We start from the raw sequence: 12,725 nt of genomic DNA on the forward strand, positions 1-12,725 counted from the left end.
GGCGTTAATATGGATCTGAATCAGGCACTCACGATTTTAAAAGAGAACGGCTATAAATATACAGGTAAACGAGAGTTGCTCGTAAATATTTTCCAAGAACAAGGACGCTATTTAACTGCGAAAGAAGTTCTTGATTATATGCAAAGTGATTTTCCGGGCCTCAGTTTTGATACGGTCTATCGTAATTTATCTCTGTTTGAAGATTTAGGAATCATTGAGGCAACAGAATGGAATGGGGAGCGCCGTTATCGATTTCAATGTGATGGGGAGACACATCATCATCATCTGATTTGTACGCGATGCGGTCGAACACAAACATTGCAAGTTTGTCCCATGCAAGCGATCCTAGGGCAGCCGGATAACTTTGAAATAACCGGTCATAAGTTTGAGATATATGGAATCTGTTCAGGATGTTCAAATGTAGAAAAGCATTCATCAGGAGAGCTAATCAATCAGCATGGATAAGAGGCAGCCGTATTCTGATGAATACTATATGGATGAGGCGATTCAAGAAGCGAAAAAGGCAGAGATCATAGACGAAGTGCCGATTGGTGCAGTTGTGGTCTATCAGGGACAAATCATCGGAAGAGGTCATAACCTTCGTGAAACCTCCCATGATCCTACTTCACATGCCGAGATTTGTGCAATTCGAGCAGCAGCAGAGTTCATGGGTGACTGGCGTTTAGAGGAATGCGATATTTATGTCACCTTAGAACCGTGCCCGATGTGCGCTGGGGCGATCATCCAAGCACGTATGCGAACTTGTATCTATGGTACGGTTGACCCAAAAGCGGGCTGTGTAGACACACTGTTTCATCTGTTAACAGAGGAGCGATTTAACCATCAAACCGAAGTGGTTCGTGGAATTCGCCAGCAGGAGTGTGCAGAACTACTCAAGCTTTTCTTTCGGAAATTGCGTAAAAGGAAAAAAGGTTAATGTATGAAAATAAGCGAATGGTACTAGTCTATTTTCTAGAAAAGATCATAAACCGGTTATAGAAATTGATCAATATGAGAATGGTTTGTAATAGGTCATCATGTGGTAAATAAAATGCGAAAGTGGTTTTATCTGCCATTGGATATAGTGGTAGGTTCGTGAGGAGCAAATTAAAGTGATGAATGGCAATAATACGAACGACAGCTTTACCCCCATTGAGTGTGGAGCTGAGTGTTGCACCAATAATGCGTGCAGCATCTGTCTCGTTTGCTGCACGCATGGATGCCGTCACTGCGACTACGACTGATCTAACGTCGGATTGATTGTTGTCATTCATATTGGTAAATGAGAGTGACCGTGGGATACCCCGCGGTCACGTGTATAAAATAGACATAATATTCACCCTTTTTTGGAGAGGATTTTCTTTTTTTATAATAATCATCAAGAATATGAGAGTGTTTTATAAAAGCTGCCTAAAGGGTGGCTTTTACTATGGGTGCATGTATTTTGCTTTGAACTACTACGACCTACAGAGGTGGTAGATTCCTGCGAACACCAGACCAACGTCCAGTTATCTTAGCAGGCTCTACCCGCCGTCCCAGCGGTGAAAACAAAGTATGCTCTGCTATGCTCCCTACTTTCGCTTGGTTTTCGCAACTTCGGTGAGCTGGGTGGTTGAAGATTTTACGTTACTGACCCTTTCCAGCAACAACCCCATATCTTCAGTTTTCAAAAAGCTACAACTATTCTAACAAAAAAAGTGGTTCTAAGGATCCCCGCAAAAGGGATACTGAACCACGTCCCATTCACCTCACCGCTTGTAGAAGTGGGAGTACTCTTGGACGGATTTGGATAGATTTAAATTTTATAAATGTTATTGATATTTATAAACGTTATTGATAACGGAATAAATTTATATGTTGACAAATAAAAAGTGACACGATACTATCTAAATGATAATGATAATCAATTACAGCGTAAGCGGCAATAAGAATAGATCGGGGGTCACTATGCAGAGTTTGAAAACAGAGCATTTGCAGATCGCTTATGGTTCTCAATTAGTTATAAAAGATTTATCAATCAGTTTACCTCAAGGGAAGATCACAGCCATTATCGGCTCGAATGGATGTGGCAAATCGACTTTTCTTAAAGCGATTTCAAGGATTATTCCAATTCAAGCTGGTTCTGTGCTACTGGATGGAAAAGAGATTCGCTTGCAATCGACAAAGATACTTGCTCAAAAAATGGCGATTTTACCACAAATTCCCGAAGCTGTTGAAGGATTAACTGTTGGGGAGCTCGTTGCCTGTGGGCGGTTTCCCTATCAAAAGGGATTTGGACGTATGTCAAAGTACGATCTGGATTATGTGAACTGGGCTTTGGAATCAACAGGAATTGCACATTTGAAACATCGTGATGTAGAGGCTTTATCAGGTGGACAACGACAACGCGTCTGGATTGCCATGGCACTTGCACAGGAAACGTCGATTATTTTACTTGATGAACCGACCACATATCTTGATCTATGCCATCAGTTAGAAATAATGCAACTCCTGGAGCAACTGAATCGAACTGAAAAGAAGACCATTATTATGGTACTACATGATTTAAACCATGCTGCCCGTTTTGCCGATTATATGATTGCTTTAAAGGAAGGCATCGTTGTGAAAGCGGGGCAGCCAAGTGAAGTGATGACCACAGCAGTATTAGCGGAGGTTTTTTCAATTGATGCGCAGATCGGGAAAGACCCCAGAACGCAAAAGCCGGTCTGTCTCACCTATGATCTTCTTCCTGAACAGGTGGAACAGAAACAAATCAGTTTATAGATAAAGGAGTAAAAGAAAAGATGTTCAGAAAAAAGCATATCTGGATCAGTCTTCTTACATTAAGTTTTATCTGCATTTTAACCGCCTGTGGAGGACAATCCCTTTCAGATTCAAAAAGTGGGGAAATGAAAGATTTCCAAACGGAAAAAGGTGTCGTGAAAGTTCCTGTTCATCCTAAACGAATTATTGTCGCCACTGAAACGTATGCAGGAGATGTACTTGCTTTAGGATTCACCCCGGTTGGTGTGATGCAAAATGCAAAAGATAGTAAAATTCTAGTTCCTAAATTAAAAAATGTTACCACTATTTCGCCAGATAATATTGAAAAAATTGTTGAATTAAAACCTGACCTGATTATTACGGGTACACATAATAAAAATATTGATAAGCTCTCTAAAATAGCCCCTACTGTGGCATTCACTTATGGAAAGCTAAAATACTTAGATCAGCATTTAGCAATTGCAAAATTATTAGGAAAAGAGAAAGAAGCGCAAACTTGGGTTGAGCAATGGAAAAAGAAAACGGCAAAAGCGAGTAAAGAGATTAAAGCAAAAATCGGGCAAGATGCCACAGTGATGGTGATGGAGGCCTATGAAAAAGAACTGTATGTCTACGGTGATAACTGGGGACGTGCAACAGAAGTGATTTACCAAGCACTTCAATTGAAAATGCCAGAAGCTGTTGTGAAAGATGCGATGGGACCTGGATTTTACGCCCTCTCTGCTGAAGCGATTCCAAAGTACGCTGGTGATTATATCTTCCTAAGTAAAACAGGAACAAAAACGGATACCTCTTTTAGTGAATCTAACTTGTGGAAAAATATCCCTGCCGTAAAGAACAATCGTGTTTATGAAACTGACGCCAAGTCCTTCTATTTTAACGACCCTCTCACATTGGAGACTGAACTCGAGTTTATCAAAGATAAGTTACTAAACTCGAAGTAAGCTAGTAAAGGAACTTTGATATATGGTAAGCATGGAAACCAACAAACGCGCAAGAGGTTTAGTTGTTCTATTGATTAGCTCTGTACTATTGTTGCTGAGCTTTGTTTTCTCCATTTCTGTTGGAGCAGCCAACATTGATTTTACGACCGTTTGGAAAACGATTTTTCAGTTTGGATCTCCTTCCGATGAGGTTCGTTCCATTATTATGGAAGTCCGCTTACCTCGGCAAATTGCCGCGATTTTGGTAGGAGCCGCTTTAGCGGTTGGAGGCGCTATTATGCAAGGAATCACTCGAAATCCATTAGCTGAACCGGGGCTGCTCGGCTTAAATGCCGGCGCCGGTTTTGCCCTTGCGCTGATCTTTACATTTATACCTGCTGTTGGTTATCTGGGTAAGATGGGGGCTGCCTTTGTTGGAGCTGCGTTTGGCGCTATCCTGGTCTATCGTTTGGGATCTGTTCGAGTAAATGCTAGTCCTGTTCGGCTTATATTAACAGGTGCGATTGTACATTTCTTTTTGCTTGCATTAGCTGAAGGAACCGCGATTCTATTTCGAATCTCTCAAGATATCTCATTTTGGTATATTGGACGGATCACAGGGGTTAACTGGGTTCAAATTGAGTATATTGCGCCGGTGGTACTACTCGGAATCTTCATCGCGCTAATCTATTCACGGCATCTAACCATTTTAAGTCTAAATGAAGAAGTTGCCAAAGGATTAGGTCAAGACACGACGGTTACGAAGATAATTCTGATGGGTGTAGTTCTGATGTTAGCGGGAGTTTCGGTAGCTGTTGCTGGAATGATTACTTTTGTAGGGTTAGTGATCCCACATATGGTTCGTTACCTCGTTGGCGTCGACTATCGTTGGGTGATTCCTTGTTCAGCATTTTTAGGTAGCCTTTTTATGATTATTGCTGATACGATTGGGCGAATCATTAGCGCTCCGTATGAAACACCAGTCGGTGCGATCATTTCCCTCATTGGTGTTCCCTACTTTATATTTTTGGCGAGAAGGGGGAGTAAAACCACATGAGCGAAAGATGGCAAGGTAAGCGATGGTGGTTGCTGGGGTGTGGAATGTTCTTGCTCATTCTGATTTTCTTTATCAGTGTAGGAACCGGCAATGCTTCCATCTCGCCTATTCAAGTGATTCGTACTTTATTCGGCAACGGTTCAGCAGCAGATCAATTTATATTATATGACTTACGTTTGCCTCGAATTTTGGTTGTGATTTTGGCAGGTGCTTCATTGGCAATATCTGGCGGAATACTGCAAAGCATTACACGTAATCCTTTGGCTGACCCTGGAATTTTAGGAATTAATTCTGGCGCGGCTCTTATGGTCGTTCTGATCCTTGTTGTTTCGAATACTCAGCCGCTGGCATTTGCCTATTATCTACCAATTGTTGCTCTGATCGGAGGTTTGGGTAGCGCTTTTCTCATCTATTTGTTAGCTGTGAAAGCTGGCGAAGGTGTATCACCACTAAAGATGGTCTTAATTGGCATCGGAATAGCATCAGCCGGATCAGGTGGTTCTTACATCTTTGCCTCTACCTTACACCGTAATCAATACGACTTCTTTGCCAAGTGGATGGCGGGAAATATCTGGGGAGATGACTGGCCTTTTGTATGGGCACTTCTTCCATGGGTTCTTATTTTAATACCCGCTACATTGTGGCGAGCGAATAAGATGAACATCTTACAATTGCATGAGCAGGTATCGATTGGCTTAGGACTTGCAGTAGAGCGAGAACGAAGAATTCTCACTTTATTTGCCGCCGCCTTGGCATCGGCTGCAATTTCTGTTACAGGTGTCATTAGTTTTTTAGGACTGATCGCGCCTCATATTGCTCGGAGACTTGCTGGGCCCAGACATCAATCCTTTCTGCCACTCACGGCAATATTGGGCAGCAGCATTTTGCTACTTGCCGATACCATTGGGCGGGTTGCCGTTGAACCAGATGGAATTCCTACAGGAATTGTGCTTGCTTTAATCGGAGCCCCATACTTTATGTATTTATTGCGAAAAAATTAAGTGGGAGGCAAAAAGATGACGCAAACGATTTATGACGTGACGATTATCGGTGGTGGGCCAATTGGCATGTTCAGCACATTTTACAGTGGGATGAGAGATTTGAAGACAAAGTTAATTGAAAGTCGAAATGAGCTAGGTGGACAAATCAGCATGTTTTATCCACAGAAAATCCTTCGTGATATTGGAGGAATTCCTGAAATCGCTGGTCAAGACCTTGTCAAACAATTAACCCAACAAACGCAGACATTTCAACCGACCATTGTGTTCAATCAATTTGTATCAAAGCTGGAAAGTTTGTCGGAGCGTATTTATCGCTTAACAAGTACAACAGGTGAAACCCATTTGACCCGAACCATTGTGTTAACAGTAGGAGCAGGTCGTTTTAAACCCGTACCGCTCGAAGTCAAAGGTGCAGAGCGTTTCACTGCACAAACACATTATTTTATTCAAGATCTATCAAAATTTCGTGATCAGCATGTTGTCATTTCTGGTGGGGGTAATGGTGCTGTCGATTGGGCAAATGAACTAAAGCAGGTGGCAAAATCAGTTACCGTTATCCACCGCCGGGAAGACTTTACAGGTCATGAATCATCTGTAAATGAAATGAAAGAAACATGTGATGTCTTTTCAGACTATCGGTTGCTACGTTTAGATGGAGAAGATCATTATCTGCAAAAAGTGATCATTCAATCAAATAAAACGGGTGAGAAAAAGGCACTTCCCGCTGACGAATTGATCGTGAATCATGGAATCCATGGTAGTTATGGCGGAATCGCTCATTGGGGACTACAGATGGAAAATAATCGCTTTGTCGTCAATGAAAATATGGAAACCAATTTACCAGGCATCTTTGCCGCTGGTGATGCGGCAATCTATCCATCAAAGCTAAAATTAATCATCGGCGGCTTTACAGAAGGCCCCAAAGCGATCAATAGCGTAAAAAGATATCTTGACCCCAAAGCCCTTGAGATGGCGATGTACTCGACTCATCATGAGAAGCTATTGGAATTAAAGAAATAACAAGCTCATACGCTGCTTTCGTTGTAACCATTCATAGTACGTTCTCAGGTCTAACTTTCCTTGTTTCACGTTGTTTATGATAAATTGTTTGTTTATCAATGATCCAAATGGACAAACAGCTTGCTAAAGTTGCTGGCACTAGCATCGATAAACTGTGTGACATCTCAATCATAAGTAAATCATGCCAATTGGTGCATGTGCCGCTCCAGCTCCAAAAATCCCATCTGATCCTCCTGGCCAATAGATAAACTAGTTGCACCAGACAGTAATTGATATTTTCATTCACTGTTATCATAAAGAGTTAAAGTAACAACTTTGACTTATGTAAAAAATTCCTGTATAATCTGTTGTCGAGCATGGAGAGGTGTCCGAGTGGCTTAAGGTGACGGTCTCGAAAACCGTTGTGCGGCGCATACCGCACCGTGGGTTCAAATCCCACCCTCTCCGCCAATATCAAGGTTTTCGGCGATTCTAAGGGGTTAGAAAATCGCCGCGAAAAGGCAAATTGCAAACGAAATTGCAAACCTTTAGTTCGTTAAAGTGATTGTATCGTTTAATGCCTTGGTCATTTCAATCACCTCTTTCTCCTCAGCCGTTAACACGGAGAGCGCCCCGCCATATTCTTTAATTTTTTAATCATTCCTGTTGGAGTTGGCGGTGAAAATGTCTGTGAAAGGTGTTTGTAATCAGTTAACGATTAGCGAAAGAAAATATTATAGGCTAAAAAAAACTGGAATCTTGGTTCCTCCATTGAGAGAACGGGTAGATGGAGGAAAAGCAACAAAATTGACTTTAGAGGCGATCTATAAATAATTTTAATCGTTAATATTATTGAAAAGTGTTTAATAAATTGGTATCGATTTGAATGTTTGATAATTGGTCTGTGTATTGATGAATGAATTACATCGCTTACATTTTAGTGTGTAAGGAGGTAGTAAACATGGGCGGTTATCCAGGTTTTTAGTCATTGCTATCATGAACCTAAAAAAATTTGCGCCATCTGATGATAGCGAATTTCTTCATCCACATCGATTTTTTGGTTATTTGCTCAAAATTTTATCTTTCAACATACGAAAGCACTTCTGAAAACCATTTTCAGAAGTGCTTTTTCTTCAGTTTAAACCTTCTGTCGTTAGCAGAGGGTTCTTTTCAATTAGCTAATGCTAAAAACTATTTTGGGGTTGTATGGATTGTTTGCAATCATTGTTAGATTTTGTTATTTCCTTTCATTAATTCAGCTTGTTCTTGCTTAGACACTTCATTAATGGGACATAGACGACTTGAGCAATTGGAACGAATCGTTCTAGCGATTGATTGTGTGTGTAAGGAATTACCAGCCGACAGGAAAGATTTGATCAGACAAATATTGGACAAAGCCTCAAACACTTACATGGGAAGGATAGCGCAAAAGATTAAAATTTGTGAGAGGCAAGCAAGGCCATGGAGAACAGGATTGTGAAATAGCTGATATTATAGATTGGCGATAATGAAAAACGAATGGTTTGCTAATAGGGGTCACAGTACATGCCCATCAAGCTAATCAGTTTGAAAGGAATATGAATCGTAGTGCATAGAAATCCATGCTATACATCTCGAATAAAAAGTATAACAAACAAGCCGAAAGGCTCGTTATTTTTTTGTGAATTAAGCGATTTTCGAGCGAGATAGGGTATAAACATAGGCAACGCCCAAAATCTTTTAAAGACCAGAAGTTATATAAAACTCGATTTACCTGTGATTCACACTGTAGCTTGACGGGCATGTATGGTGACTCCTTAGTTAATGGATGTGGAACGGACGACGCCCTCCCCGTTTGAGTTGGCTCAAGTGGAGGACGTCGTTTATGTCTGTTCAGGCAGCTTGGGTGATTCGTTGCTCGTATTTGTCCCACAGGATCGTGCCAGCGTCAGGCCACTCCTCCGGGGTGACTACGAGGACCTCGTAGCGGTGACCATCGTATTTGACAGTGCGATCCACCTTGCCAATGGCGCAGTTGGCCTTCCACGACTGTGGATTTCGCTCCCTGTCGATCCAGCGGGTCGAGGTGAAGCCATGATTGGCGAGGATCTTCATGCTGGAGAATGTAGCGGCTTGGAAGTAGCCGCATCCGCGGCTCTGTGCACTCGAACGGTACCGTTCGCCGACGATGAACATGATCTCGACCTCGTTCGCTTTACATCCGGGATGAACGGTGTACAGGTCAAGTCCGATGACGGTGCAGTCGAGCCGTTCGATGATGTAGGGAATGAACTCCTCCTCCCTGTGCTTGCGGAGGAGCTCGCGGACGATCTGCTCGAAGTCAGCCTCCGTGGTCGGATGCTGGGGGACGTTCTCCCAGGAAACGAGCAGGAATTCGAAGCTCTTGTCCCCACCGAGCAACTGGAACAGCGAGAGTGCGTCCTGTTCTGTCATCAGGCGACGACGAAGGTCGCCGAAATCGGTCAGAACATTCAGCGGAAGCTGCTGGGCCAGCCCGGAAACCGTCTGCTCAGACACTGGTTTCTCCATCCTTGTTTGGAGTTGTTGCATCAAGCCGAAGTGCTTGATTCCCAATGGGCTTTCCACTGGGTAATTGGCGTTTACGTAAATCATTTAAGCAGAAGATGGGGGAAGAGTCAAATAATTTCATGAATTTGACTTGTGTTGATGGAATCCTAATTTTTGGTTGAATGACAGCATTGATTGATGAATTCAGCAAGACAATGGCTATATGACTTTTGGCATAGTACTTGAATATGAGGGGTCACTGTACTAGATGGTATGCTGTTAAAACGCCGAACGGCGACCGCGGGAATGTGCCCCGTGATCGCCGTTGGTTTGCGCATGGAACCCCAGCGCCACTTCGCCTTCTCCGCTATTTGTCCCATTGGGACAAAAATCATTGAATTTAACATGACATATCTCACATAGAGTCAATCCATTGTGCAAGATGTTTGCTAACAATGGATAGGAGCTTTGAGAGAATAGATGATGGATCTGGCGTTGTCGCTTTGTGGACAAACATAGTTGGCAACAATCGTTATCTCTTTTTTTGATTGCTCTTTTTTGTCCATCGGAAAACCCACGCATTCTTACACCTCTATTTTTGTTTATTGTAAGAGAAGAAGCAGAGTGCCGATAAATTGTATTGTACTAAATAGATCATCCACGAAGGTTTATTTTCATGGAGATTTTGTCGTTCCACTGGTCAGGTCCAGTTCAGGGTGAAATCACCCTCAACTCCCGCGATCCTGAGTGATGTCTCCTCCGACGGTAGAGCCGACGATCTGCTGGGAAGCGTCACCGACGGTGCTGCCAGTTGCCTGACCTCGCAGTCCACTAATCAAGTTCATGAGCTTACGAAACATGGAACCTCCTGGAGCTCATATCGAACGAGTTGATGTGTCTATACGCTATGTTTATCCTATTATAGAATAAATTTATATAAGAAACGATCACATACCAAGAAAGTTTAGTTAAAAAGTGATCTGTCGCATCAATGACAGATGTGATGCCTTTCTTGCTCGTTCCAATACTAATTGTTCATAACAACAGTTACCTAGGCATGCGGAAAATCGTACAAGTGGATTCGATTTTCGGAAAGATATGATAAAATAATGTGGGTTTCGCCAATCGTCCACCAACTAGTAGGAGGAAATCAAAGCACGAGTTTGATGCGACCTAGTGCATCAAATGGCTAGGAAGACAGAATCGTTTCATCAAGGTACTCGAGAGAGGATATATGTACCGAGTCATCGAATGGATATTGCGTATCAAGGGCTATCCGAGGAATGTAGCGGTCTCCGTTTTGGCCACTTCTCTTGTGGTGGTCAATCAGGCGCTCCTTAGTATGCCCCTCCCGCTGGTGTTGGAGCTCCAAGGAATCAAGGAGCACACCGGAGTGGTGATGGCAGTATTCGCTGTTGCCGCTGTGATCGGAAGCTTTCTGGCTGGAACGCAGTCTATTCTCTTTGGCGCGCGTTCCACGGGACTACTCGGGCTCGTGCTGATGGGCGTCGGCTCGATCGGCTATGCCTTCGACAGCCTAACGGTCCTGATCATTGCCCGAGTCATTCAGGGCTATGCGTTTGGATTATCGCTAGCCGCGATCGGAATGTTGCAGTGGGTCGGAGTCAGTAAGCCAGAGCAGGGTAGAGCAACGGCTGCTGTGTCGGCAGCGAATGCCTTTAGTTGGTTTGCTGGTCCGATTAGCTTTTGGCTCATCTCGGAACTTACCAATGTCGTCGCTGACAATCGCCTGGTCTACTCTGTCTGGGTTGCTGTTGGCTTGATGACCATGCTCCTGGCTATCCGGATTCTACTCAGTCTGGAGAGTCGACCAAAGCAATCGAAGGTACATGCTCGGACAGTGAGAGAATGGGTAGCCAAAAATATCCATGGTCCTAGCTACGCGACTAGTCTGCTGAACGTCGGGATGGTGGTATTCTACTGGCAATATATGTCCTATATGCCGATGTATTCGTCATATGGGAAGGATATCATCTTTCTAACGGTCGCTCTGTCAGTGATCGCTGCTCTGGTAACGGGAAGATTTGCGGACAGCCGTCATCTGATTCTGCTGTCACGGGTTACAATGGTTTTGTCGGTGTTCTTCGTTATCCATGGGGAATTCTGGTCGCTGGTGGTTGCAGCGATTCTGATGTCCTTTGGTTATCGAGCGAATTGGAACGGCACTGTACAAAAGATGCAGTCCCAGCTACCAGAGCATCTCAAGGCAAACGCAACTTCGGCATGGCAGACCTCTCTGAATATTGGGAATGCCATCGGGTTCTGGATTGGAGGAAGTGTGGGTAGCGCGACGAATTACACCTCACAGATGTGGTGGTTCGCTCTACCGTTCGTGGTGTGCTCTGCCCTAGTAGCTCTTCCGTGGAAGAACTGTAGCATCCGACGCAGACCGCGTTGAAATTCGTAGACACTCTTCCCTTTCTACCTAGGGAAGGGTGTTTGCATTTTATATCGATCCGATTGGAGGCACAGAGTGTATAATGATACAGTCCTACGATTCAAGGAGAAAAAGTAACCGCAGATCCAGTTGGGCTGGACTAATCCAATGGCAGGCGATTTACATTAAATAGCCCGATCGCACGGTCGGGTTATTTCGTATAGAGAAGTGGAAAATAGACTAAAATCAGGAGTGTTGATTTGCATTATTTTCCCAATGAAACAGGGAGGAAATCGTTCGAAGTGGAGGAAAAAGCAGCCCTTTTTCATTGGGCGAAGAAAGCTCCTTACCCCGCTTTGTTCTGAGTAGCGGTTGTGCTAGCATCGATACGAGCGAGGACTGTCTGCACACAGGAGTGCACAAGTTTCGCTAAGGGGGCAAAGCTCCAAGTCTCACTATGACGCGTAGCCGAGTTCCACAGCTCCTGAGCGAGGTGCATTCGCCATAAAGCGAATGCACGCTGCGTCTTGAACACATCTTCGTAGCCCAAAATGGAGTCGGAGCGCGGACGGTGACGTTGGCATGGTCACACAAGAGCCATTTCTTTGGAATCAATCAATCCGTGATAATTTGATCTATGCAAGAGTGGATAAGATTTCTGAGCAGGAGTTGAAAGAAGCATTGAAGTCAGCTCGTCTTAGCGATTTTGTTTCGAATCTTCCTAATGGTTTGGATACGATTATTGGAGATCGAGGGATTCGTTTATCTGGTGGTGAAAAACAGCGCTTAGCCATCGCTCGTATGCTCTTAAAACAACCTAAAATTCTTTTGTTAGATGAACCCACATCTGCGCTTGATGCACTAACCGAAGGTGAGTTGCAAAAAAATTTGGAACGTCTATATCATGATAAAACAGTTATTGTTGTTGCCCATAGCTTGGCGACTGTTAAAAACGCGAATCGAATTTTGGTACTCCATCAGGGTAATATTGTTGAACAAGGAACTCACAGTGAACTGATGACTAAAAAGGGCATGTATAATCAAATGTATCAAGAAGAAATGAGATTGGAATAGCC

General features: G+C 43.4%; 12 protein-coding genes, 1 tRNA gene and 1 pseudogene. 11 read left to right on the forward strand and 3 right to left on the reverse strand.

The annotated features are described in order from the left end of the window. Window positions 1–9 precede the first annotated feature (9 nt). Together BUB71_RS09205 and tadA are read left to right on the forward strand one after the other, a co-directional pair. The gene (locus BUB71_RS09205; protein ID WP_073154544.1) at window positions 10–465 is read left to right on the forward strand and encodes a Fur family transcriptional regulator; all 456 of its coding nucleotides are present in this window, start codon (window positions 10–12) and stop codon (window positions 463–465) included. After that, entirely contained in the window at window positions 458–937 is a 480-nt protein-coding gene (gene tadA, locus BUB71_RS09210; RefSeq protein ID WP_073154545.1) for a tRNA adenosine(34) deaminase TadA, read from the forward strand. Before BUB71_RS09205 ends, tadA begins: the two co-directional genes overlap by 8 nt. Window positions 938–965: 28 nt before the next feature. Here the strand turns inward: tadA and BUB71_RS09215 are convergent, their stop codons facing one another. Then, on the reverse strand, window positions 966–1,217 hold the full coding sequence (locus tag BUB71_RS09215) for a hypothetical protein (protein ID WP_073154546.1): 252 nt from the start codon (window positions 1,215–1,217) through the stop codon (window positions 966–968). A 730-nt stretch (window positions 1,218–1,947) separates the two neighbouring features. On the opposite strand from BUB71_RS09215, the gene BUB71_RS09220 reads away from it, so the two are divergent. The 7 genes from BUB71_RS09220 (at window position 1,948) to BUB71_RS19545 (ending at window position 7,577) form a co-directional block, all read left to right on the forward strand. Next, window positions 1,948–2,763 carry an ABC transporter ATP-binding protein gene (locus BUB71_RS09220; protein ID WP_073154547.1) on the forward strand — a complete coding sequence of 272 codons (816 nt, stop codon included), beginning with the start codon at window positions 1,948–1,950 and terminating at the stop codon, window positions 2,761–2,763. 20 nt (window positions 2,764–2,783) lie between these two features. Beyond that, window positions 2,784–3,707: an iron-hydroxamate ABC transporter substrate-binding protein gene (locus BUB71_RS09225; RefSeq protein WP_073154548.1), complete on the forward strand. Its 924-nt coding sequence runs from the start codon at window positions 2,784–2,786 to the stop codon at window positions 3,705–3,707. A gap of 22 nt (window positions 3,708–3,729) precedes the next feature. Continuing rightward, complete coding sequence (locus BUB71_RS09230) at window positions 3,730–4,743, forward strand: FecCD family ABC transporter permease (RefSeq protein WP_245815561.1); 1,014 nt, start codon at window positions 3,730–3,732, stop codon at window positions 4,741–4,743. Further along, the gene (locus tag BUB71_RS09235; RefSeq protein WP_073154549.1) at window positions 4,740–5,744 is read left to right on the forward strand and encodes a FecCD family ABC transporter permease; all 1,005 of its coding nucleotides are present in this window, start codon (window positions 4,740–4,742) and stop codon (window positions 5,742–5,744) included. The genes BUB71_RS09230 and BUB71_RS09235 overlap by 4 nt, the downstream gene beginning before the upstream one ends. Window positions 5,745–5,759: 15 nt before the next feature. Then, complete coding sequence (locus BUB71_RS09240; RefSeq protein WP_073154550.1) at window positions 5,760–6,764, forward strand: NAD(P)/FAD-dependent oxidoreductase; 1,005 nt, start codon at window positions 5,760–5,762, stop codon at window positions 6,762–6,764. A gap of 358 nt (window positions 6,765–7,122) precedes the next feature. After that, a tRNA-Ser gene (locus BUB71_RS09245) sits at window positions 7,123–7,214 on the forward strand. A 207-nt stretch (window positions 7,215–7,421) separates the two neighbouring features. Further along, window positions 7,422–7,577: a hypothetical protein gene (locus BUB71_RS19545; RefSeq protein WP_175552324.1), complete on the forward strand. Its 156-nt coding sequence runs from the start codon at window positions 7,422–7,424 to the stop codon at window positions 7,575–7,577. 1,038 nt (window positions 7,578–8,615) lie between these two features. On the opposite strand, the gene BUB71_RS19090 is transcribed toward BUB71_RS19545, so the two are convergent. Together BUB71_RS19090 and BUB71_RS19095 are read right to left on the reverse strand one after the other, a co-directional pair. Next, window positions 8,616–9,260 carry a hypothetical protein gene (locus BUB71_RS19090; RefSeq protein WP_139279048.1) on the reverse strand — a complete coding sequence of 215 codons (645 nt, stop codon included), beginning with the start codon at window positions 9,258–9,260 and terminating at the stop codon, window positions 8,616–8,618. Between the two features lie 158 nt (window positions 9,261–9,418). Beyond that, entirely contained in the window at window positions 9,419–9,658 is a 240-nt protein-coding gene (locus tag BUB71_RS19095) for a hypothetical protein (RefSeq protein WP_139279049.1), read from the reverse strand. An 827-nt stretch (window positions 9,659–10,485) separates the two neighbouring features. On the opposite strand from BUB71_RS19095, the gene BUB71_RS09255 reads away from it, so the two are divergent. Beyond that, window positions 10,486–11,670: an MFS transporter gene (locus BUB71_RS09255; RefSeq protein ID WP_073154552.1), complete on the forward strand. Its 1,185-nt coding sequence runs from the start codon at window positions 10,486–10,488 to the stop codon at window positions 11,668–11,670. A gap of 540 nt (window positions 11,671–12,210) precedes the next feature. Then, window positions 12,211–12,723 (forward strand): annotated as a pseudogene (locus BUB71_RS09260) (ATP-binding cassette domain-containing protein); the annotation flags it as partial. Window positions 12,724–12,725 lie beyond the last annotated feature (2 nt).

It is taken from the genome of Seinonella peptonophila (assembly GCF_900129355.1).
Classification (GTDB): Bacteria; Bacillota; Bacilli; order Thermoactinomycetales; family Thermoactinomycetaceae; genus Seinonella; species Seinonella peptonophila.

Coding starts and splice junctions, on each gene's coding strand:
- BUB71_RS09205 (WP_073154544.1), top strand. CDS start 10: ATGGATCTGAATCAGGCACTCACGATTTTAAAAGAGAACGGCTATAAA.
- tadA (WP_073154545.1), top strand. CDS start 458: ATGGATAAGAGGCAGCCGTATTCTGATGAATACTATATGGATGAGGCG.
- BUB71_RS09215 (WP_073154546.1), bottom strand. CDS start 1,217: ATGCGTGCAGCAAACGAGACAGATGCTGCACGCATTATTGGTGCAACA.
- BUB71_RS09220 (WP_073154547.1), top strand. CDS start 1,948: ATGCAGAGTTTGAAAACAGAGCATTTGCAGATCGCTTATGGTTCTCAA.
- BUB71_RS09225 (WP_073154548.1), top strand. CDS start 2,784: ATGTTCAGAAAAAAGCATATCTGGATCAGTCTTCTTACATTAAGTTTT.
- BUB71_RS09230 (WP_245815561.1), top strand. CDS start 3,730: ATGGTAAGCATGGAAACCAACAAACGCGCAAGAGGTTTAGTTGTTCTA.
- BUB71_RS09235 (WP_073154549.1), top strand. CDS start 4,740: ATGAGCGAAAGATGGCAAGGTAAGCGATGGTGGTTGCTGGGGTGTGGA.
- BUB71_RS09240 (WP_073154550.1), top strand. CDS start 5,760: ATGACGCAAACGATTTATGACGTGACGATTATCGGTGGTGGGCCAATT.
- BUB71_RS19095 (WP_139279049.1), bottom strand. CDS start 9,658: ATGTTAAATTCAATGATTTTTGTCCCAATGGGACAAATAGCGGAGAAG.
- BUB71_RS09255 (WP_073154552.1), top strand. CDS start 10,486: ATGTACCGAGTCATCGAATGGATATTGCGTATCAAGGGCTATCCGAGG.